This window comes from Quisquiliibacterium sp. (assembly GCF_982640115.1).
In genome coordinates this window covers 1-21,109 of the sequence record NZ_CEXFHW010000052.1, presented here as the reverse complement: position 1 = coordinate 21,109, position 21,109 = coordinate 1, and the positions used below count along the sequence as shown (strand labels likewise).

Genomic DNA, 21,109 nt, shown 5'->3' with positions numbered 1-21,109 from the left:
GCTGCGGCGCATGGTGCCGCCGCAGCGGCTCTCGCGGGTGATGGGCGCATGGTCGTGCTACATGCCCGCGGGCATGTCGGCCATGATGGTGAGCGCGCCCTGGCTGATTGCCCGCGGCGGCTGGTCGCTCGCATGGTGGGTGTGCGCGGGCCTGTCCCTGCTCGCGCTCGCGCTGCTGCGCAGCCGCATCCCTGCCGACGCGCCGCGCGCGGCCGACGCCCAGGGCATGGCGGCGCTGGCCCGTGCCACCCTCGGCACGCCGGGTGCCTGGTGGCTGTCGATCTGCTTCGGTCTGTATGCCGGCCAGTTCATCACGGTGTTCAGCTTTCTGCCCAGCGTGTACCAGGCCGCGGGCCTGGGCGCGGGGCTGGCCGCGAGCCTGTCGGCGCTGGGCGTGGCGGCCAATGTCACCGGCAATCTCCTGGCCGGCGTGATGCTCGGTCGCGGCACCCCGCGCCAATGGCTGCTCGGCTCTGCCTCGGTGGTGATGGCGATGGCGGCCATCCTGGCCTTCACACCCGATCTGTCCTTCGCGCTGCGTTACGGCGCGGCGCTGGCGCTGTCGGCCGCCGGCGGCATGATCCCGGGCACGCTGTTCGCCACCGCGCCCCGGGTGGCGCCGCATCCCGGGGCGGTGGCCACCACCACCGGGCTGATGCAGCAGGGCTCCGCGCTCGGGCAGTTCATCCTGCCGCCGCTGGCGGCGGCGGCGGCCAGCGCAGCGGGCGGCTGGGCCGCGGCGGGCTGGCTGCTGGCCGCGGTGGCGGTGCTCAACCTCGGGGTTGCCCGGCAGCTCGGACGGGTGCCGGTGGCCCGCTGAGAGCGGCCCGCCTCGCCGGTGGTATCGTCACGTCATGAAACGCGGGGTCTTCAATCAGAAGGGCGGGGTCGGCACGTCGACCATCGCCGTCAATCTCGCGGCCATCGCCGCGGCCCGCGGCCGGCGCACGCTGCTGGTCGATCTCGACACCCAGGGCAATGCATCGCGCTACCTGCTCGGCGAGGCCGCCGCGCAGGCCGCGCCCACGGTGGCCGACTTCTTCGAGCAGAGCCTCGCGCTGCGGCTCTCGTCCATGGCCATCGATGAATTCGTGCACGACACCCCGGTGGCCGGCCTGTCGCTGATGCCCTCGGGCCCGGCGCTGGCCGATCTGCACTCGCGGCTGGAGTCCCGCTCCAAGATCCTGAAGCTGCGCAAGGCGCTCGACGAGCTCGAGGGCTTCGACGAAATCGTCATCGACACCCCGCCGGCGCTCAACTTCTACACCCGCTCGGCGCTGATCGCGGCCGACGGCTGCCTCATCCCCTTCGACTGCGACGATTTCTCGCGCCAGGCGCTCTACGGGCTGCTCGAGTCGGTGGAAGAGATCCGGGACGACCACAACCCGAAGCTGCGCGTGGAGGGCATCGTGGTCAACCAGTTCCAGGCACGGGCCAGCCAGCCGCAGCGCATCGTGCAGGCGCTCATCGACGAGAAGCTGCCGGTGCTGCCCACCCGGCTCTCGGCCTCGGTGAAGGTGCGCGAGTCGCATGATGCCGGCGTGCCGCTGATCGCCATGGCGCCCTCGCACAAGCTCACTGCCGAGTTCGTGGCGCTCTACGATGAACTCGAGCGGCGGCGCAAGGCGCGCCGGCGCTGACTCAGGCCTCCTGGGTGAGGGGCAGCCGGATCTCGATCGATTCAAAGGGCACCGACACCCGGTTGCCGGTGGTGCGCTCCATCAGGCCCAATTCCTCGAGTCGGCTGACATCCGTGTGGACATTCGAATAGTTTCGTTCTGCGGCCTTGGCAAGTGCATAGACACTGCATGGACCGATGTTCCGGAGTGTGCCCAGCAGGTCCATCCTCGCTGGCGTGAGTTCGGCGAACAAGGTTCTCGCGGATTCGAAGCTCAGCATGAAGTCGGGCGTCACACCGCGCCGTGAGGACATCAGTTGGGCCCGAGCGGATCTGAGCGCAGCCCCGCGCCGTGAGACCTCGATGATTGCCTTCATGCCGCACCCCACATGGCGATGTCGCGCTCGAAGTCGTCGAGCAATCGGTCAATCGACCTGAACGCATAGGGCTTCTCCATGCCATCGATGTGGCGATGGTCTCCCTTGCCGCGTTCGTTGTCGTACCGTACCCGGTCAATGCCGCCGCAGCCATAGTAGAGGCGGTACTTGAAACCATGGGAGCTCGGATGTAGGGGCTTCGGGAGCTCCCAGATGACGATCTCAATGATCGAGCCGTCTTCGCGAATTTCTTTCGAATGCGCGATCAGCCTCGCTCGCATATATTGCATGCTAGCGATATATAGCTGGGATGTCGACGGTCCGAGGGCCGCCTCTGTCGAGCCCGCTCAATCATCGAGCAGCCGCCGCCCACGATCGCTGGGCGCCACGGATGCCGGGGCCGCGGCCAGCCGGCTGCGTCGCTGCACCAGCGTCCAGACCAGCCCGCCCACCGCCAGCAGGGCGAAGGGCCCGCCCCAGAGCAGCGCGGTATTGCCCTGCACCGGCGGCTTGTAGAGCACGAAGTCGCCGTATCGCTCGACCATGTAGGCGCGGATCTGCGCGTCGGTCTGGCCGGCGGCGATGAGCTCATGCACCTGATTGCGCAGGTCGATGGCGAGGTCGGCATGGGAATCGGCCAGGGTCTGGTTCTGACAGACCAGGCAGCGCAGTTCTTCCGAGAGCGCCTTCAGCCGGGCCTGGCCGGCGGCGTCGAGCGGCGCGAGTGCGGCCTCGCGCCTGAGCGGTCCAGACTGGCTCATGGGGTCTTCAGGCGCGCGATCAGCGGCACCAGCCGCTGCTCGATCACCTCGGCGGTGAGCGCTCCGACATGCTTGTCGCGCACGATGCCGGCCTTGTCGATCACGAAGGTCTCGGGCGCGCCATAGACGCCCCAGTCGATGGCTGCGCGGCCGTCGCTGTCGGACACGCTCAGGGTGTAGGGGTTGCCGAGCTTCGCCAGCCAGGCCTGCGAGGCTTCGGGCGCGTCCTTCCAGGCCAGCCCCACCACCGGCGCAATCTGCCGCGCGGCAAGCTGGTTGAGCAGCGGATGCTCCACCTGGCAGGCCGCGCACCACGAACCCCAGACATTCAGGAGCCACACCTGCCCGCGCATCTGCTCGGGCGACCAGCGCTGCGTGGCATCGCCCAGCACCGGCACCGCCACGGCGGGCGCGGGCTTGCCGATCAGCGGCGAGGGCACATGGCGGGGGTCGCGATCGAGTCCCTTGAGCAGGAAAAAGCCGATGGCGGCGAACACCGCCAGGGGCAACAGGTAGCGCAGCGCCTTCACGGCGTGACGGTCCTGGCCTGGGCCGTGGCGCCACGGCGCGCGCCGGCCCGGCGATAGCGGGCATCGAGCACCGCGGTGAACCCGCCCAGGGCCATCAGCACGCAGCCCAGCCAGATCCAGTTCACGAAGGGCTTGATCTGGGCGCGGATCGCCCAGGCGCCATCGGGCAGGGGCTCGCCCATCGACAGGTACACATCGCGGGTGAGGCTGCGGTTGATGGCCGCCTCGGTCATCGGCTGCTTCGACGCCCGGTAGACCCGCTTCTCGGGGCTGAGCACCGCCACCGTACGCTCTTCGCGCAGCAGGGTGAATGTGCCGCGCAGGGCATCGTAGTTGGGCCCGGTCACCGGCTCGAGGCGGTCGAAGCGCAGGCGGTAGTCGCCCATCGCGAGCGTGGCGCCTACCGCGAGCTTGTGCTCCTTTTCGGTCTCATAGCCCTTGACCAGCGTGACCCCGACCACGAACACCGCGATGCCGAGATGGGCCAGATGCATGCCCCACTGGCTGCCCGAGAGCAGCCGCAGCCGCTGCCAGCGCAACTGGCCGCCGGCGCGGGCGGTCTCGAGCAGCCCGACCACCACGCTCGCGGCAATCCACAGGGCGAGCAGCAGGCCCAGGCTGACCATCGGGCGCCAGCTGCCCAGGGTGAAGGGCAGCAGCAGCGCGGCGGCCACCGCCACGGCCAGCGCCCAGCGCAGCCGCCGGGCGAGATCGGGCAGCTCGGCCTGCCGCCAGCGCGCGAAGGGCCCCACCCCCATCAGGAAGAGCGCGGGCGCCATCAGCGGATAGAACACCGTGTCGAAGTAGGGCGGCCCGACCGAGATCTTGCCCAGCCCGAGGGTGTCGAGCGCCAGCGGATAGAGCGTGCCGAGCAGCACCGCGGCCATGGCCACCACCAGCAGGATGTTGTTGGCCAGCAGGAAGGACTCGCGCGAGACCGCGCCGAAGCCCGGCCCGGCGCCGATCGCCGGCGCGCGCCAGGCGAACAGCGCCAGCGAGCCGCCGATCACCAGGGCGAGGAAGATCAGGATGAACACGCCGCGGGTGGGGTCGGTGGCAAAGGCATGCACCGAGGTGAGCACGCCCGAGCGCACGAGGAAGGTGCCGAGCAGCGACAGGCTGAAGGCCAGGATGGCGAGCAGCACGGTCCAGCTGCGGAAGCTGCCGCGCTTCTCGGTGACCGCCAGGGAATGGATCAGCGCGGTGCCCACCAGCCAGGGCATGAAGGAGGCATTCTCGACCGGGTCCCAGAACCACCAGCCGCCCCAGCCCAGCTCGTAGTAGGCCCAGAACGAACCCAGGCAGATGCCCAGGGTGAGGAAGCACCAGGCCACGGTGGTCCAGGGCCGCGCCCAGCGCGCCCAGGCGGCATCGAATCGGCCCTCGAGCAGGCCGGCCACCGCGAAGGCGAAGGCCACCGAGAAGCCGACATAGCCCATGTAGAGCAGCGGCGGGTGGAACACCATGCCCGGGTCCTGCAGCAGGGGGTTGAGGTCACGCCCGTCGCGCGGCGCCGGCACCATGCGGTCGAAGGGGTTGGAGGTGAAGAGCAGGAACAGCAGCAGCCCCACCGAGATGAGTCCCAGGCAGCCCAGCACCCGCGCCCGCAGGCTGCGCGGCAGCGAGCCCGAGAACAGCGCCACCGCCGCGCTCCAGCCGGTGAGCATCAGCAGCCAGAGCAGCATCGAGCCCTCGTGCGAGCCCCAGGAGGCCGCCACCCGATAGGCCAGTGGCAGCGACTGGTTGGAGTGCTGCGCCACCAGCAGCACCGAGAAGTCGTTGTTCACGAACAGCGAGACCAGCATCACGCCGGCGAGCAGCACCAGCCCGAAGGCGCACAGCGTGGCCGGCGTGGCCACCGCCATCAGGCGCTCATGGCCGCGCCAGGCGCCGCCCAGCGCGAGCAGGCTGGCCGCGAGCAGCAGCGGCAGCGTGAGTGCCAGGGCGAACTGGCCGATCTCGGCGGTCATGGGCGCACGCTCCGCCGGGAGGGGATTGCGGTCATGGGCGCACGCTCTTCTGGGATTTGTCGAGGAACTGCTGGGGCGCGCCCACCGGATGGCCGGCGCGCTTGAGGGCTTCGGCGGCTTCGGGGGGCATGTAGTTCTCGTCGTGCTTGGCCAGCACCTCGCTGGCCTTGAACGAGCCGTCGGCCTGCACCTGGCCTTGCGCGACCACGCCACGCCCTTCCTTGAAGAGGTCGGGCAGGATGCCGCGATAGGCGACATCGATGGTGCGGGCATTGTCGGTCACCCGGAAGCGCACCATGGTGCCGTCGCCCTCGCGGCGCACGCTGCCGGCCTCGACCAGGCCGCCCACCCGGAAGGTGCGGCCCTGCGGCGCCTCGCCGCTGGCGATCTGGGTGGGCGTGAAGAAGAACACCAGGTTGCTGCTGAAGGCATTGAGCACCAGCGCGGCAGCGATGCCCAGCGCCGCCACGCCGGCGGCGATCCAGGCCATGCGGCGATGACGCGGCTTCATGGCGCGGCCTGGCCGGCCTCGCGGGCCTGGGCAAGGGCGTTGCGCCGGCGCTGGCGCAGTGCGACGAGCTCGAGCGCGAGGGCGAGCGCCGCCACCCCGTACGAGCCCCAGACGAACCAGCCATAGCCACCCATGTGCAGAAAATCGGTCATTGCAGTTCCTGGGAAGGTAGCCGTGTCAGTCGCGCTCGGTGGCCAGTCTTTGCACCCAGTCGGCGCCAGCCTCGCGTTCGAGGATGATGCTGCGCACCCGGTGCATGGCCACCGCGATGGTGTAGCACCACGCGGCCAGGGCCATCAGCAGCATGGCCAGCAGCATGGTCTGGGCCATCTTGGGCGCGGCGGTGAGCGACACGCTCGCGCCCTGGTGCAGGGTGTTCCACCAGCGCACCGAGAAGTAGATGATCGGCACATTCACCACCCCCACCAGCGCGAGCAGCGCGCTGGCCCGATCGGCCCGGCGCGGGTCGTCGATGGCTGCGCGCAGCGCCATGTAGCCGAGGTACAGGAAGAGCAGGATCAGGGTGGAGGTGAGCCGGGCATCCCAGACCCAGTAGGCGCCCCAGGTGGGTCGGCCCCAGAGCGCGCCGGTCCAGAGCGCGATGAACGCGAACAGCGCGCCGGTGGGCGCGAGCGCCTGGGCCATCATGGCCGACAGGCGGGTGTTCCAGATGAGCGAGGCGGCGCACCAGCCGGCCATCACCAGGTAGGTGAACATGGCCATCCAGGCCGCCGGCACATGGATGAAGATGATCCGGTAGGCCTCGCCCTGCTGGTAATCGGTGGGCGCGACGCCGAAGCCCACCCACAGGCCGGCCGCAGCCAGCAGCGCCGCGGCCCAGCCGAAGATCGTGGCCAGCCGGCCGGCGAGGGGATGGAATGCCGCCGGAGAGGCGAAGCGGAACCAGGAGGAGGCGGCCATGACTATTCGTGGGCGATTCTAACCGCGAGCGCCGTGGCGAAGGGACCGAGAACGCAGCTGCCGATCAGGCCGGCGCCCAGCAGCGAGAGGTGCGCGCCCGCGCCCAGGCCGCCCGCCACCGCCTCGGCCGCGCCGGCGCCGAAGATCAGCACCGGCACCGCCAGCGGCAGCACCAGCAGGGCCAGCAGGGCGCCGCCAGCCCGGGTGCCCAGGGTGAGCGCGGCGCAGACCGCGCCCAGCCAGGACAGCGTGGGGGTGCCCAGGGCAAGACCGGCCACCAGCGCCGCTGCCGGCTCGAGCGCCAGACCGAACTGCAGCGCGGCCAGCGGTGCGAGCAGCACCAGCGGCAGGCCGGTGGTGAGCCAGTGCGCCAGCACCTTGCCGGCCACCAGCGCCGGCAGGCTGGCCGGGGCCAGCACCAGCTGCTCCAGGCTGCCATCGGCATGGTCGTTGGCGAACAGCCGCGGCAGCGAGAGCAGCGAGGCGAGCAGCGCCGCCACCCACGCAATGCCGGGCGCGATGCGGGCGAGCAGCGCCGGCTCGGGCCCCACGCCGAGCGGGAACAGGGTCATCACCAGCAGGAAGAACACCAGCACCAGGGCGAGCTCGGCCCGCGAGCGCAGCGCCAGACGCAGGTCGCGCCGGCAGACGAGCCCGAGGGCCTGCAGCGCCGGCAGCGGGGCCGCGGCGGGCATGGGGCCGGGCGCGGCGCTCATCGCGAGGCGCCCTCGAGCCGCAGGCCGATCCCGGCGTGTCGGGCCGGCACCGGCAGGTGGCTGGCCACCACCGCGCAGCCGCCCGCCGCGAGATGCTCGTCGAGCAGCGCGGCGAACAGCGTCTGCCCGTCGGCATCGAGCGCGGTGTTCGGTTCATCCAGGAGCCAGAGCGGGCGCGGGCCGAGCGCCAGCCGGGCGAGCGCCACGCGCCGGCGCTGGCCGGCCGACAGCCGCGCGAAGCTCAGTCGCCGCTGGCGGGCGATGCCGGCGCGGGTGAGCGCGGCGTCCACCCGCTGCCGCCGCTCGGCCGCACCGAGCGCGGCCAGATCCAGCTCGGCCTGCTGGGCGAGGTTCTCTTCGGCGCTGAGCAGGTCCTTCCAGCCGCTGGCATGACCCTGGTAGAGCACCTGCGCGTGCCAGAAGGGGTCGCCGGCGCGCATGGGCCGGCCCTGCCAGTGCAGCGTGCCGGCGGCCGGGCGCAGCAGCCCCGCGAGGATGCGCAGCAGGGTGGACTTGCCCGCGCCGTTCTCACCGGTGAGCGCCAGCCACTGGCCGGGCGCTACGGCCAGGCTCAGACCCTTGAAGAGGGTGCGGTTGCCCAGGCTGCAGACCAGCCCCTCGGCCGAGAGCCCGTCTGCCCCGCTGCCGGGTGTCACGGCACGACCTGGTCGATGCGGATCACCAGGGACCGCTCGCCCGCGGTCACCGGCGCGCTGACCCCGAAGAGATCGCCGCTCTCGCGCAGCGCCTGGCCGCTGCGGCTCAGTCGGGCCTCGATCACCACCGGGCCGGTCGCCCAGGCGCGAGGCGTGCCGCCCATGGCATCGGCCTGGGTGAGCTCGAAGGCGAGCGGGAAGGCGCCGGGGGTGAGGCGGCGCGCCGCCAGCGGCATGCGCGGGCCCTCGGGGGTGCGCGCCGAGATGAAGAGCGTGGCGCCGGCAGGCAGCCGGGCGGCCAGCGCGGGGGCGATCTCGACGCGGCCGGCGACGACGGCTGCGGTCGTGCTGGCCGTGGGTGCGCTGCCGCCAGTCGGGGGCGCGGGTGCGGGCGTGGTTGGCGATGCCTTGCCCGCTGCGCCGGCGCCCGTCGCCGGCTGGCCAAGCTCCTCGCGCAGCCGTTCGATCACCGGCGCGATGGCGGCCACCTGGGAGGATTCGGGCGGCAGCGAGTCGCGCAGCCGGGTGAGCAGCGCCAGCGCATCGGCCGTGCGGCCGGCCCGATAGCGGGCCGCACCCATCATGGCCAACGCCTTGGTGTCGTTGGGGTCGGTGGCCAGCGCCCGCTCGAGCAGCGCCAGCGGCTCGGGTCCGAACTCGCCGCCGGCGATCGCCACCAGCACATCGGCATGGTCGGCCAGGAGGCGGGCACTGGGCGGCTTGAGCAGGCGGTTGGCCTGCGCGAAGGCGGTGGCCGCTGCCGGCAGATCGCCCTGGATGCGGCGGGCCTCGGCGAGCATGGCCCAGGCCTCGGCATCGTCGGGCTTGTCGCGGGTGCGGGCTTCCAGGCTGGGGATGGCCTGCGCGATGCGCGCCGGGCTGGGCTCGCCGCGCAGTTCGTGCTCGTCCATGGCCACGGCGCCGGGCGCGCCGGTGCGGTCGTAGATGACCGCGGCCAGCAGCGGCACGAAGAGCGCCGCGCCCACCACGAGGGCCACCGGCACCCGGCTGCTGGTGGTGCTGGCGGCCGGTGCCGAGAACTGCTGTTCGGCCTCGGCGGCAAGTTCGTCGAGCGCCCGGGCAGCCTCGGCGTCGGTCAGCCGGCCAGCGGCCTGGTCGGCCTCGATCTCGCGCCGGCGGTCGCGGTAGATCGCGAGGCGGCGCGCGGCATCGTCATCGGTGGGGGATCTGGCCGGCGCGGCGCGCAGCAGCGGCCACACCAGGGAGGCGGTGGCCAGGCACGCCAGCACGGCGAGCACCGTCCAGAAAGCGGTCATGCGGGATAGGCCGAGGCTGGGTGGGAAAGACGGTCAGCGGCAAGCTGCGGGGCGGGTCGGCCGGATTGTCGCACAGGGGCCTGGGGTGGCCGAGGGCGCGGCTTGCTGCGCGAAGTGGTCATCTCCAGCGGCAAGACCGATCATGTCGCTCTCCCGCCTGCAGCAGGGGCTTCATGCTGTGCAGATTCCTGCTGTGCGGCATCAGCGGGGGGCGGGGTTCGGGCAGCGCAGGCTGGCGGATGCCGCTTCCCCGAGCGGCGCTCATCTGGAACCCAGCGACATGATGAAGACGATGATCCCACCGGCGTTTGGTTGCGCAGTGATGTTTTTCGTGGCGGGCATTGCCTGGGGGCAGCCACAACCCCCTGCCGGCGGCGTGCGCGATTGCGCGGAGTGCCCCGGGATGATGACGATACCGGCGGGCAGCTTCCTGATGGGCAGCCCGGAGGGAGAGGCCGGGCGCGACAGGGGAGAGGGGCCGCAACGCCGGGTGGCGGTGTCGGTGTTTGCGATGAGCAAGACCGAGATCACGCGCGGGCAGTTCGGGCGTTTCGTGGCGGCGAGCGGCCATGTGACCGATGCCGAGCGTAATGTGGGAGGGCATCAGGGCTGCTACGCATGGGTGGACCGCAAGTGGGGATGGCGAGCCGGGCGCAGCTGGCGCGATCCGGGTTTCGAGCAGAGTGACGATCATCCCGCGGTGTGCCTGAGCTGGAACGACGCGCAGGCCTATGTCCGCTGGCTGAGCGGACAGACCGGGCAGCGCTATGGGTTGCCGAGCGAGGCCCAGTGGGAGTACGCCGCGCGGGCCGGCACCGCCGGCTCAAGGCCATGGGGGGACAACCCTGACGAGGCCTGCCGGCATGCGAATGTGGCTGACCAGACCCGTGGTCCCGGCGGCCATGGGTGGGCGGCCGAGCATGGGTGCAGCGACGGCCACTTCTTCACGGCACCGGTCGGACGGTACCAGGCCAACGGGTTCGGTCTGCACGACATGATCGGCAATGCGTGGGAATGGACCGAGGACTGTCATGCAGACGGTCATGCCGGCGCGCCCGATGACGGGTCGGCGCGCACGACAGGGGCGTGCGAACGCCGCGTGGTGCGCGGCGGCTCCTGGATCGACGACCCCGGGAGCACCCGCTCGGCGTTTCGCTACCGGTTCAACCCTTCCGCCCGGTGCGTCTTTGGCGGTTTCCGTGTCGTGCGGGCGGCCGGACCCGATTGACGCATGGGGCCGTGGGCCGACCCAAGGGCTGGCGGCGCGCGGCGGGCAGGATGGATTGCCCGGATACTTGCGGGGCTTCTACACTTCCGCCGCATGAGCCAGCCCTTGATCCTGGTCGTCGATGACGACGCCACGCTATCCGAGATGCTGTGTCAACTCCTGGCCCGCGAGGGTTGGGCGGTTCATGCGGTACTGGCTGGCAGAGACGGGGACAGGGCCCTGGCGCAGCTGCGGCCCGACGTGGTGTTGCTGGACCTGATGCTGCCCGACGCGAACGGCCTGGACCTCTGCCGCGCCTGGCGAGCGGCCCATCCTCACCTGGGTATCCTGATGCTCACCGCCCGCGGCAAGCCACTGGACAAGGTGCTCGGTCTCGAGATCGGCGCCGACGATTACCTCGCGAAGCCCTTCGACAGACGTGAGTTGGTTGCACGCATACGGGCCTTGATTCGACGGCAGGCTCCCGAACGCACGGCACCCGCGATGTTGCGGTTTGACGGAATGACGATCGACCTGCTGCAGCGCGAAGTCCGCATCGGCAGCGAGTGCGTTGCGCTGACCAGCATCGAATTCAAGCTGCTGCTCGAACTGGCGCGAACACCTGGAAAGCCGCGAACCCGCGAGCAACTCAGCGCCCAGGTGCAGGCGGGAGCGTACCGGCCGCTCGACCGGACAGTGGATGCGCAGGTCTACAGGTTGCGGCGCAAGCTCATGAAGCACGGTCCTGGCCGCGGCTGGATCGACACCATCCGGGGTGAGGGCTACGTCTTTGTCCCGCGCTCGGCCTGATCGCGCGGTGACCGCAAAGGGCGGCACGGCAAAGCCCGGCGGGCGCCGCCTGGACAGCCTTTTCGCCCGGCTGTTGATCGCTCAGGCAGTTGTCGTCGCCTGTGCGACGGCGCTGTTCGGCTTGCTGGTCTTCCTCGATCGATCGGTCGTTCTGGCCGAGCCTTATGCCGAGATCCTGGCGCCAGAGCTGGCCGGCGCCGCCGGCGGCACGGCCCTGCCCGATGCGCCCAGGACCATCGAACGCCGCACCGATCCCGACGTGCCCTCGGCGGTGCGCGTCACGGGGCTGCCCGGCGTGCAGGCCCTGATGCACGAACTCGGCCGAAGAGGGGTGAACGTCGACGAAGTGGCCTTGGAAACGAAGGCTCCCGCGCCCACGTTCTGGCTGCGCATGCGATCGGAACCAGCCGCATCGCCCGCGGTGTGGGTGGGGGTGACGGGCCAGCCCGTCCTTCCCGCCTGGTCGAACCGATTGACCTTCGGCGCTGCGGCCGTGCTGCTGCTGGTGGGCGTATCCAGCTGGTTCTTTGCGCGCCGCGTGTCACTGCCACTGGAGCGTTTGCGCACAACGATCGAGTCTCAGGAGCCCGGCAAGGACGCCCATGCCGCGACGCGTCTGAACCGACCGGCCGAAGGTGTGACGGAAGTGGTGGCGATTGCCACCGCGTACGCCGAATTGCAGCGGCGGATCCAGCGTTACGAACGGGAGCGGCGGGTCTTGCTGGGTGGAGTCTCCCATGACCTTCGCGGCCCCCTGGCGCGCATCCGGCTTGCCGCTGAATTGCTGCCCGATTCCCGGGACAACCGCCCTCGCGTGCAGACCATCGTGAGCGAAGTCGAGCAGGCTGACCGGCTGGTGGGCAGTTTTCTTGACTTCGTGCTTGCCGAAGAACTCGCCCTGGATGAGACCGTCGATCTGGCGGCCCTGGCACGCGCCGCCGCCGCCGCCTTCGACCATGTCGAGCAGCCACCCGTCGTCATGGCGCCGGTCCGGCTCGAGCATGCGCCGGCCAATGCGCTCCTGGTCGAGCGCGTCATCACCAACCTGATCGACAACGCCTTCAAGCACGGTCGCCCGCCTGTGCGCGTCATGGTGGCCAGCACCCTTGACGGAGCATGCATCAGCGTCGAAGACCGGGGCGAGGGCATGACGCCGGACAAGGCCATGCGCATGCAGGAAGCCTTCGCGCGCGGCGAAGGCAGCCGCGGTGTGCCCGGCACCGGCCTGGGGCTGGCCATCGTCCGGCAGGTGGCCCAAAGGCTCGGCGGCGAGTTGAACTTCGAGCGCCTCGAAGAAGGCGGCCAGCGCGTGAGCCTGAGGCTGCCGCCGAAGCCCTGAGCGCCGCCAGGCGGCGGCCCGATGCGCGTGCAGAAACCACCGTCGGGCAGATGACAGTCTTGTCACAAGAAGTCATGTAGCCGTACCCACACACCAGAAGTGCCCGCTTACCATGGTCGTGGCGGGCCGCTGCCATGCGGTCGGGCCTGACTCCCGGGCATCCCCAGTCCAGTTGCAGGTCCGCTGGTCTCGGGCGGCCAACCTTTCCAAGGAAGCAGCATGAGACCCGAACCTCTCCTTCGCATCGGCCTCGCTGCACTCGCATGCACGACCCTGCTGTTGGGTCTGAGCGCGCAGCCAGCGGGTGCGCAAACCGCGGGCTCGGGCTTTCTCAGCGACTACGCCCGACTGGGCAAGGCCGGTCCTGTCAGAGACCGCTATCTGAGCTACACCGATCCCGAGCTGACCGGCCGACCGATCCGGACGCTGTGCATCCTGCCGGTCAGGCGCTTCCCGGCCGACGCGCGGTTCGACGGTGTCGACGATGCGCTGGCCGACGATCTGCTGGCCCGCGCAGACGCCCAGTTGCGGGCCCGACTGGGTGGCCGCTTCAAGCTGACGGCTGCGCCTGAAGATGCCGACGCCACCCTGCAGGTGGCCCTGACCGCCGTCATCGCGCAGCCCGAAGGCAAGACAGCGCTCGACCTGGTTCCGCTGCGCCTGGTCACCGGACCGATCAAGGACAAGGCGCTGGGCAAGGCGCTGGAGGCGGCTGCGACGCTCGAACTTCGTCTGACCGTCGCCGGTGCCGCCCGACCCTGGCGGGAGTCTCTCTACCAGATCAGCGGCAAGTCCATCGGGCGCGCAGACGACCCCAGGACACGCATCAGCGTCGACGCGCTCGTGCCTGCCATCGACCGTTGGGCTGCTTCGCTGGGCGAGCAGATCGCAGCCCAGCCCTGAATACCCGTGCTCTCCCGATCCCTCAACCAGCCCCCCTGGAGTTGCTGATGAAGTCCACTCGGATTCCCCGCGTCATGGCCGCACTGGCGGTTGCGCTCGTCGGGACAACCTGTGTCCATGCGCAGGCACAGAAGCCCGACGCTGACGATGTTGCGAAGGTCTTCGCGGCGGCCGACAAGGACGGCAACGGGCGCCTGACACTGGACGAGGCCAAGGCCGGCATGCCGCGCGTGGCCAAGAATTTCGACAGGATCGACAAGGACAAGAAGGGCTATCTGACGCTCGATCAGATCAAGTCGATGATGACGACACGCTGAGCGCGGGGCATGACCGCCGCCTTCCTGGCGCAGTGGCGTCAGCCACGTGCCCTATCCGAACGCAGAGCCGTCTGGCTGCTCGCCGGCATCCTCTGCGCCACCGCAGGCTGCAGCAGCCTGCCCGATGCGAAGCAGGCCGGCATTCGTTATGACACGACGCCATCTCCGTGGCCCGCAGACGTGGCCTGCATCAACCAGCAGCATGGCGCCGTCGTTGCCAGGGAGATGCTGATGGGACGGACGAGGACGGTGGTGATCGCCGGCGGCCCGGCCCCGATATCCGACCAAGCCTGGGCTGCGTACAGACCTGGCGGGTACAACCAGAAGAACAGCGACCGGCACACGATGTTCACGCGATCCTGCTTTGCTCGCTCGCCCAGCGCGCCGCCGGACTGTGCGGGCGAACGCTGCCGGCGGGTCATTGAAAGCGACGGCCACACCTGGATCGAGCTGTCGCGGGTCGAAGCCGTCGACTGCTCACCGCCTGAGGGCGGATGCGATCCAGGGCATATCCGTCCGGGCCAATTGGGCATCATCGTCACCAGCAAATGCCACGAGCTGGTCTTCGAGGGGCGCGCTTTTCTGCTTCAGGGCCCCCGTGGGGAAGAGGCCGTCATGCACGCGACGGCCGACGGCAAGCCCACGACCGACGTGGCACTGCCTCCCGGCTGGTCATTGCGCGAAACCGTTCTCATCGAACCGCTGGTGATCCGTCCCTTCGGTGGCGCAGACGCGTGCTTCTACAACATCCTGCGCGATGCGAAGGCGCAGTCCTATCATCAGATCCGTTACCCAGGGCCGAGCTACCCGTGAATCGCCCCGGCCATTGACCAGACACCCGCGCCTGGCAGACGCAGCCGCAGGCGAGCCTACCCCGCCACCAGCGCCCCTCTGCGCAGCCGCGCCCCCAGCGTATCCAGAAACTCCAGGCAGGCCTGCAGCTGGCTGCCCTCGACATACTCGTCGGGCTGATGGGCCACGCGGATTTCGCCGGGGCCGCACACCACGGTGGGCACGCCCGCCTCCTGCAGCATGCCGGCCTCGGTGCCGAAGCTCACGCGGCCCGGGGCGTCGCAGCCGCACAGCGGCATCAGCGCGTCGGCCAGCGAGCGGTTGCCGCGCTCGTCCAGCCCGGGCGCATCGAGGATCTCCTCGATGCTGATGCCGCAGGAGGGATCGATGCGGCGCATGCGCGGCACCAGCTCGGTGTCGCAGTGCTGGCGGATGCGGGCGAGCACGGCCGGCGCCGACACGCCGGGCAGGGCGCGGATCTCGAACAGGAACTCGCAGTCTTTCGCGGTGATGTTGTGCGCGGTGCCGCCCTGGATCAGGCCGGCGTGCACGCTGGTGTGCGGGAACTCGAAGCCGTCATGGCGCTCGGCGCGGGTGAGCTCCTCCTGCAGCCGGTTCAGGAAGACGATGACCTCGGCGGCCATCTCCACGGCGGACACGCCCTGATGACGCAGCGAGGAGTGCACCGAGAAGCCGCGCACCCGGCAGCGGTAGATGGCGGTGCCCTTGTTGGCCACCACCACCCGCATGCGGGTGGGCTCGCCGATGATGCAGGCCGCCGGGCGCACCGGTGCCTCGCCGATCTGCCGGGCGAGCAGGCGCATGCCGTGCATGTTGCTCTCCTCGTTGTACGAGAGCGCGAGGTGCACCGGCGTGCGCAGGCCGGCGGCCTTGAAGCGCGGAATGGCATCCACGCAGCAGGCGATGAAGCCCTTCATGTCGGCGCTGCCGCGGCCGAGCCAGCGGTCATCGCGGGCGGTGAGGGTGAAGGGATCGCAGGACCAGTCCTGGCCGGCCACCGGCACCACATCGGAATGCCCCGAGAGCATCACGCCGGGCTCGTCGGCCGGGCCGATGGTGGCGAAGAGGTTGGCCTTGCCGGGTTCGTCGCCGGCCTGGATGGTGGCCCGGATGCCGTGGTCGTCGAGGCGGTTGGCCACCCAGTCGATCAGGGCCTGGTTGCTGCGGCTGCTGACGGTGTCGAAGGCGACCAGGGTGCGCAGGGTGTCCAGGGTACTGTCCAGCGGCATGGCGTCGGCTCGGTTCGGATGGGGGTGAGCCGAGTGTAGCCGAGCGGCTCAGTCCCCTCGTGGCGCAGGGTTGCCCGCAGCGCCGGGCAGACCCTCGGGGAACAGCACCTCGGTGAAGCCGAAGCGGCTGAAGTCGCGCACCCGCATCGGAAAGAGCAGCCCGTCGAGGTGGTCGCACTCATGCTGCACCACCCGCGCATGGAAGTCCGACACCGTGCGGTCGATGCGCGCGCCGTGCGGGTCGTGGCCGTGATAGCGCAGATGCCGGAAGCGCGGCACCACCGCGCGCAGGCCGGGCACGCTCAGGCAGCCCTCCCAGCCCTCCTGCTCCTCGGTGCCGATCGGCTCGAGCACCGGATTGACCAGCACCGTCACCGGCACCGGCGGGGCATCGGGGTAGCGCGCGATCGGCTGGCCGGTGCCGAACACCACCACCCGCAGGTTCACGCCGATCTGCGGCGCGGCCAGACCGGCGCCGCCGGCGGCGCGCATGGTGTCGAAGAGGTCGGCCACCAGGGCATGCAGCTGCGGCGTGTCGAAGGCCTGCACCGGCTCGGCGCGGCGCAGCAGGCGGGCATCGCCCATGCGCAGGATCTCGTGGACGGCCATCGGGGGTCTCCGGGGTGCAGTGGGGGCGTGATCGGAAGGGAGCGTGATCGGAAGGGTATCGGCGCGGGTGGCTCAGGCCGAGATGCCGGCCACGAGGGTCCAGCGGACGCCGGGCTCGCCGCCCGCGTCGATGCGCGCCAGCGTGGCGCTCGGCAGCGCCTCGTGCGCGGCCAGCGCGCCGTGCCAGAGCTCGCACCAGGCCTGCCAGAGCAGTTCGCGCTCGGCCGGATCGGCAATGTCGCGCAGCACGCGCAGGCCGCGCTGTTCCAGCACCGCGGCGCTGTCGGTGGCGCCGGGCAGCACCGTGCAGTCATCGCCCATGCCGCGCAGCATGCGGGCGAGGTAGTCGGCCGCGCAGTCGGCGCCGCCGTCGCGCGCGCCCACCAGCGCGGCGGTCTCGCGCCAGTACTGCATGCCGATCAGCCAGGCCGAGCGGCCGGCGAGTTCGGCCGTGGCCTGCGGGCCGATCAGCCCGGTGAGCTCGGCGATGCCGTTGCGCAGGTACTCCAGCGCGTAGTTGCGGGCGGCCTTGCGCAGGCGCTGCGCGCTCCACTGCGCTTCGGGGGGCTGCGGCTGGCGGGCCGGATCCCAGCGCGGCGGGCGCTCGCCGGGGGCAAAGCGCAGCCGCTCGCCGGGGCTGAGATCATGGTCGTGCTCGAGGAAGTAGCCGCACAGGCCGAACTCGCCGGTCATGTCCTCGCTCACGCACACGAAGCCCAGCCGCGGGTTGCGCAGCGACACGCCGTTGTGGGCGTACCAGCCTTCCAGGAAGCCGCGGCTCGCCTCCACCGGCACGCCGCACAGCGTGGGGCCGTCGAACATCCAGCGCGGATAGCGGAATCGCACCCAGGCCTTGCGCGGGGACTCCTCCATGTACTGCACCGCGACCCCGCCGATGCCGTTGGAGAGCACGTGATACCGGGCGCAGGCCACGGCGTGGGGCAGGCCGGTGAGGCCGAGCTTGTCGAAGCTGGAGAGGAACTTCGCCTCGTGCTGGCGCCGGAACAGCCGGAACATCCACTGGCCGACGAGTTCGGGCCCGCGGCGGCTGGCCACCATCAGCTGCAGGCCGAGGAACCAGGCATGCAGCAGCCGGGCCTGCGCCTGCAGGGCGGCGTCGTCGGCGGCGTCGGTGGGGCGATCCGAAGGCGCCGGATCGGTGAACCGGGGATCAGCGGGCCGGTTATCGGAGGGCAGGGGAGAAGCGGGCGGAGGATCGGGCGGAGAAGCGGGCGGAGAAGCGGTCATGGGCGTCCTGCGGGGGGCGGCTGACCCCGCAGTCTGCCTGAGCGGGCCGGGTCAGCGCGCGGGCGGCGGTTCGCTCCCCGGCGCGCCGAACAGCCGGTCGATGGCCCGCGCGATGCCGGGCGCGGTGCCGCAGCGGCACAGATTGCCCGCCGCCAGCGCGCTGGCCTCGGCCGGGCCGCAGCCGGGCCGGTGCTGATGCAGCCAGGTCAGGGCCATCACCTGACCGGCGCTGCAGTAGCCGCACTGCACCGCGCCGCAGGCGGCCAGCGCCTCGCGCACCGGCGCGCTGGCGCTGTCGGCCGCCACCGACTCGATGGTGCGCACCCGCCGGCCGGCGAGCTGCCAGGCCATCACCAGGCAGGCATTCACCGGCTGGTCATCGAGCCAGACCAGACAGGCGCCGCAGCGGCCGATCTCGCAGCCGGGCTTGGCGCCGGTCAGGCCGTGGTCGTCGCGCAGGATGTCGAGCAGGCGGCGGGCGGCCGGCCCGCGCGCGCTCACCGGCGCGCCATTGAGCAGGAAGCTCACCTCGGTCATGTCCCGTCCTCCAGCAGCGACAGCACCTCGGCTTGGTCGGCCGGCCAGCGCGCGGGCGCGCGGCCGATCGCCGCGGTGATCGCCGCGGCGCAGACCGCGGCGCCGATGTTCACGCCGATCTCGCCGGCGCCGCGTGGGCCCACCCGGTCGTCGGCCGGCACGGTCTCGATCGGGTGCACCTCCAGGTGGGGCGCATCAAGCAGCGTGGGCATCAGGTAGTCGTCGAGGTTGCGCGCCGGGTAGCGGCCCTGCGCGGCGGGCAGGTCTTCGGTCGTGACCATGCCCTGGCCCATCAGCGCGCCGCCCTCCATCTGCCCGAGATAGCCGGCCGGCGAGATCACCGGGCCGAGCGCCGGAAAGAGCGCCATGCGGGTCACCCGCAACTGCCCGCTCCAGGTGTCGACGCAGACCTCGGCGAGCGCGGCGCAGGCGCCGAACACCAGGTGTGCCGAGGCGATGTCGCTCGGCGTCTCCTCGCCGGGCAGGTCGATGAGCTGCACCGGCGGCGCGCCGGGCTCGCCGGCTGCGTGCCACGCGGCCACCTGCCGCAGGAAGGCCGGCGCGTGCTCGCGCAGGGCGCGGTGGATCAGGGTGCTGGCGCGAGAGGCGGCCACCGCGCCGGTGTCGGGCGCGAGCGCCGAGTCGCCGAGCACCGGGCGCACCGCCTCGGGCGCGCAGCCGAAGGCCTCGGCGGCCATCTCGCGCACCGCATCCCCCAGGCTCTGCCCCATCTCGGTGAAGCTCACCCGCACCTCGAAGCGGCCGTCGGGCGCCAGCGCGAAGGCCAGCCGTCCGCCGTTGGGGCCGCCCTTGCCGTAGCCGTCGCTGCGATGGACCAGGGCCAGGCCCACGCCGCGGCGATAGCGCCGGTCGGTCTGCTGGCGCGGACCCTGCCAGAGCGGATGGGCGGCCGCGGCGGCGAGCGCAAGCCGCGCGCCATCGAAGGGCACGATCTGCTGGCCGAGCGGGCCGGGGTCGAGCGGGCCGGTGAGGTTGCGTTCACGCAGGCTCAGGGGATCGAGCCCGGCCGCGGCGGCGAGGCGGTCGAGCTGCTGCTCGAGCGCGATCTGCACCTGCACCGCGCCGAAGCCGCGCATCGCGCCGGCGATGCCGTTGTTGGTGTAGGCGAGTTGCGCGTCGAGCGACACCGCCTGCCAGCGGTACGGACCCACGGCATGCTCGCGCGCGGCGTCGAGCACCTCGGGCCCGTGGGTGGCATAGGCGCCGGTGTCGGCCAGCACATCGACCTCGTGCAGGGTGAGCCGGCCCTCGGCGTCGCAGCCGCTGCGCATGCGGATGCGCATGGGGTGACGCTTCACGCCAAGATCGACCGACTCGGGGCGGCTGAGCTGCAGGCGCACCGCGCGCTGGCTGCGCCAGGCGAGCAGCGCCGCAATCGGCTGCACGGTGAGCTCGTCCTTGCCGCCGAAGGAGCCGCCCACCGGCGTGGCGGTCACCCGCACCCGGGCGGGGTCCAGACCGAGCAGGCGGGCGATCTCCTGGCGGTCGCGCTCAGGGTTCTGGCCGCCGAACCGCACATGCAGGCCGCCCGCGCCATCGGGTTCGACGACACCGCCTTCGGTCTCGAGAAAGCCGGGCATCTGCCGTGGGGTATGGCACTCCGACGCCACCCAGTGGACGGTGGCGGCGCGCGCGGCTTCGGCATGGCCGCGCTGCAGGCTGCAGGCATGCAGGCGATTGCCGCCGGGGTGGATCGCGACCGCGTCTGGCGCGAGCGCGGCCTCGGGATCGTCGACGATCGGCAGCGGCTCGTAGCAGACCCGCACCGCCGCGGCTGCGGCCCTGGCCTGGGCGAGGGTGTCGGCGGCCACCGCGGCCACCGGATCGCCCACGCAGCGCACGCGGTCGTGGCACAGCGCCGGGCGGTCGACCACCCGCAGGCCGTAGCGCGGGTCGGCCGCGAAGTCGGCCGCGGTGACCACCGCGCGTACCCCGGGCATGGCCGCGGCCTCGCCGATGTCGATCGACAGGATCCGGGCGTGCGGGTGGGGGCTGCCCACCAGCGCGCCGTGCAGCAGGCCTGCGGGCAGGTGGTCGGTGTGATAGCCGGGGTTGCCGCTCAGGCGCTCGGCGCTGTCGGCGCGGGGGCGCAGGCGGGCGAGCAGCGCGGCGGCCGCGCCGCTGGGCGCAGGGGCGTCGACGCTGATCGCTGCCGACCGCGCGCTCGCGCTGGTCGGCAATAGCGCCGGCGGCGGGCCGTTCGGGTGGGCGAGATGGCCGAGCAGCAGCCGCGCGGCGAGGCCGGCGCGGACGGCATCGGCATCGAGATCGGCCAGGCAGGCCTCGCGCAGGCGGCCGGCATCGGGCAGGGCAGCCGGATCTTCGCCCAGCAGCGCTTCCACCCGCCGCAGGCGGCGCACCGGCAGGCCGGCGCCGCCGGCCGCCAGACGCCAGCCCGGCGCGAGGGCCGCGTCAGCCGCGTCGGCTGCGTCGTCGGGGGGCAAGCCCCTGGCCATGGCCAGGCTCAATCGGGTGGGGCTGAAGGCGAGCCGCCCGCCGAGCTTTTCGAAGCGCCAGTCGGCCGCGGCCGCTGCGCGCACCCGCAGCGCCACCAGCAGGGGCAGCCGAGGCAGCGCAAGCACCTCGCTCAGGCAACGCCACTGATCCCGGGCGTCGAGCGCCTGCGCGTCGAGCGCGAGCAGGGCGCCGATGGCATCGCCGAAGCGCCAGCCGAGGTTGCCGCCGAGCGTGCCCAGACGACGCAGGGCGAGCGAGCCAATCCGGTCGCAGGCCGCGGCA

Annotated in this window: 24 protein-coding genes; 8 read left to right on the top strand and 16 right to left on the bottom strand. The window is 71.6% G+C overall.

All coding sequences use genetic code 11. The features are described from left to right. A partial coding sequence (locus tag AC2H6A_RS08080) for an MFS transporter (RefSeq protein ID WP_484272649.1) occupies positions 1-820 on the top strand: 820 nt, incomplete at its 5' end. A 34-nt stretch (positions 821-854) separates the two neighbouring features. Next, complete coding sequence (locus tag AC2H6A_RS08075) at positions 855-1,640, top strand: ParA family protein (RefSeq protein WP_484272648.1); 786 nt, start codon at positions 855-857, stop codon at positions 1,638-1,640. 1 nt (position 1,641) lies between these two features. Here the strand turns inward: AC2H6A_RS08075 and AC2H6A_RS08070 are convergent, their stop codons facing one another. From AC2H6A_RS08070 to ccmI, 11 genes are read right to left on the bottom strand one after another with little or no spacing between them, the layout of a single operon-like run. Continuing rightward, positions 1,642-1,995 (bottom strand): HVO_A0114 family putative DNA-binding protein, encoded by a 354-nt coding sequence (locus AC2H6A_RS08070; RefSeq protein WP_484272647.1) that lies wholly within the window; start codon positions 1,993-1,995, stop codon positions 1,642-1,644. Then, on the bottom strand, positions 1,992-2,285 hold the full coding sequence (locus AC2H6A_RS08065; RefSeq protein ID WP_484272646.1) for a toxin-antitoxin system TumE family protein: 294 nt from the start codon (positions 2,283-2,285) through the stop codon (positions 1,992-1,994). Before AC2H6A_RS08065 ends, AC2H6A_RS08070 begins: the two co-directional genes overlap by 4 nt. Positions 2,286-2,342: 57 nt before the next feature. Then, positions 2,343-2,756 carry a cytochrome c-type biogenesis protein gene (locus AC2H6A_RS08060; protein WP_484272645.1) on the bottom strand — a complete coding sequence of 138 codons (414 nt, stop codon included), beginning with the start codon at positions 2,754-2,756 and terminating at the stop codon, positions 2,343-2,345. Next, positions 2,753-3,286: a DsbE family thiol:disulfide interchange protein gene (locus tag AC2H6A_RS08055; RefSeq protein WP_484272644.1), complete on the bottom strand. Its 534-nt coding sequence runs from the start codon at positions 3,284-3,286 to the stop codon at positions 2,753-2,755. The genes AC2H6A_RS08060 and AC2H6A_RS08055 overlap by 4 nt, the downstream gene beginning before the upstream one ends. Then, entirely contained in the window at positions 3,283-5,256 is a 1,974-nt protein-coding gene (locus AC2H6A_RS08050; protein ID WP_484272643.1) for a heme lyase CcmF/NrfE family subunit, read from the bottom strand. Before AC2H6A_RS08050 ends, AC2H6A_RS08055 begins: the two co-directional genes overlap by 4 nt. Before the next feature lie 31 nt (positions 5,257-5,287). Further along, positions 5,288-5,767 (bottom strand): cytochrome c maturation protein CcmE, encoded by a 480-nt coding sequence (gene ccmE, locus AC2H6A_RS08045; protein ID WP_484272642.1) that lies wholly within the window; start codon positions 5,765-5,767, stop codon positions 5,288-5,290. Beyond that, positions 5,764-5,919 (bottom strand): heme exporter protein CcmD, encoded by a 156-nt coding sequence (gene ccmD, locus AC2H6A_RS08040; protein WP_484272641.1) that lies wholly within the window; start codon positions 5,917-5,919, stop codon positions 5,764-5,766. The genes ccmE and ccmD overlap by 4 nt, the downstream gene beginning before the upstream one ends. Positions 5,920-5,944: 25 nt before the next feature. After that, entirely contained in the window at positions 5,945-6,688 is a 744-nt protein-coding gene (gene ccmC, locus AC2H6A_RS08035; RefSeq protein ID WP_484272640.1) for a heme ABC transporter permease CcmC, read from the bottom strand. A gap of 2 nt (positions 6,689-6,690) precedes the next feature. Next, a complete protein-coding gene (gene ccmB, locus AC2H6A_RS08030) occupies positions 6,691-7,404 on the bottom strand; it encodes a heme exporter protein CcmB (protein ID WP_484272639.1) in 714 nt (237 codons plus the stop codon). Then, positions 7,401-8,060 (bottom strand): cytochrome c biogenesis heme-transporting ATPase CcmA, encoded by a 660-nt coding sequence (ccmA, locus tag AC2H6A_RS08025; RefSeq protein WP_484272638.1) that lies wholly within the window; start codon positions 8,058-8,060, stop codon positions 7,401-7,403. The genes ccmB and ccmA overlap by 4 nt, the downstream gene beginning before the upstream one ends. Beyond that, positions 8,057-9,337 (bottom strand): c-type cytochrome biogenesis protein CcmI, encoded by a 1,281-nt coding sequence (gene ccmI, locus AC2H6A_RS08020; RefSeq protein WP_484272637.1) that lies wholly within the window; start codon positions 9,335-9,337, stop codon positions 8,057-8,059. Before ccmI ends, ccmA begins: the two co-directional genes overlap by 4 nt. Positions 9,338-9,479: 142 nt before the next feature. Between ccmI and AC2H6A_RS08015 the strand changes: the two genes are divergently transcribed. The 6 genes from AC2H6A_RS08015 (at position 9,480) to AC2H6A_RS07990 (ending at position 14,726) form a co-directional block, all read left to right on the top strand. Then, positions 9,480-10,565, top strand: coding sequence for a formylglycine-generating enzyme family protein (locus AC2H6A_RS08015; RefSeq protein WP_484272636.1), 1,086 nt, complete (start codon positions 9,480-9,482; stop codon positions 10,563-10,565). A 93-nt stretch (positions 10,566-10,658) separates the two neighbouring features. Then, on the top strand, positions 10,659-11,354 hold the full coding sequence (locus AC2H6A_RS08010; RefSeq protein ID WP_484272635.1) for a response regulator transcription factor: 696 nt from the start codon (positions 10,659-10,661) through the stop codon (positions 11,352-11,354). Positions 11,355-11,361: 7 nt separating this feature from the next. Then, positions 11,362-12,693 (top strand): sensor histidine kinase, encoded by a 1,332-nt coding sequence (locus AC2H6A_RS08005; RefSeq protein ID WP_484272634.1) that lies wholly within the window; start codon positions 11,362-11,364, stop codon positions 12,691-12,693. 219 nt (positions 12,694-12,912) lie between these two features. After that, positions 12,913-13,596 (top strand): DUF3313 family protein, encoded by a 684-nt coding sequence (locus AC2H6A_RS08000; protein WP_484272633.1) that lies wholly within the window; start codon positions 12,913-12,915, stop codon positions 13,594-13,596. A 74-nt stretch (positions 13,597-13,670) separates the two neighbouring features. Further along, positions 13,671-13,913 carry an EF-hand domain-containing protein gene (locus AC2H6A_RS07995; protein WP_484272632.1) on the top strand — a complete coding sequence of 81 codons (243 nt, stop codon included), beginning with the start codon at positions 13,671-13,673 and terminating at the stop codon, positions 13,911-13,913. A gap of 9 nt (positions 13,914-13,922) precedes the next feature. Continuing rightward, positions 13,923-14,726: a hypothetical protein gene (locus AC2H6A_RS07990; protein WP_484272631.1), complete on the top strand. Its 804-nt coding sequence runs from the start codon at positions 13,923-13,925 to the stop codon at positions 14,724-14,726. A gap of 56 nt (positions 14,727-14,782) precedes the next feature. Here AC2H6A_RS07990 and argE read toward each other — a convergent pair whose 3' ends face one another. The 5 genes from argE to AC2H6A_RS07965 form a co-directional block, all read right to left on the bottom strand. After that, complete coding sequence (gene argE / locus AC2H6A_RS07985) at positions 14,783-15,955, bottom strand: acetylornithine deacetylase (RefSeq protein ID WP_484272630.1); 1,173 nt, start codon at positions 15,953-15,955, stop codon at positions 14,783-14,785. Between the two features lie 48 nt (positions 15,956-16,003). Then, positions 16,004-16,564, bottom strand: coding sequence for a peptide deformylase (gene def / locus AC2H6A_RS07980; protein ID WP_484272629.1), 561 nt, complete (start codon positions 16,562-16,564; stop codon positions 16,004-16,006). Positions 16,565-16,636: 72 nt separating this feature from the next. Continuing rightward, positions 16,637-17,812 (bottom strand): hypothetical protein, encoded by a 1,176-nt coding sequence (locus AC2H6A_RS07975; protein ID WP_484272628.1) that lies wholly within the window; start codon positions 17,810-17,812, stop codon positions 16,637-16,639. A gap of 51 nt (positions 17,813-17,863) precedes the next feature. After that, on the bottom strand, positions 17,864-18,349 hold the full coding sequence (locus AC2H6A_RS07970; protein WP_484272627.1) for a (2Fe-2S)-binding protein: 486 nt from the start codon (positions 18,347-18,349) through the stop codon (positions 17,864-17,866). After that, positions 18,346-21,109 (bottom strand): xanthine dehydrogenase family protein molybdopterin-binding subunit (locus tag AC2H6A_RS07965; RefSeq protein WP_484272626.1); only part of this gene is annotated, 2,764 nt, incomplete at its 5' end. The genes AC2H6A_RS07970 and AC2H6A_RS07965, both read right to left, overlap by 4 nt.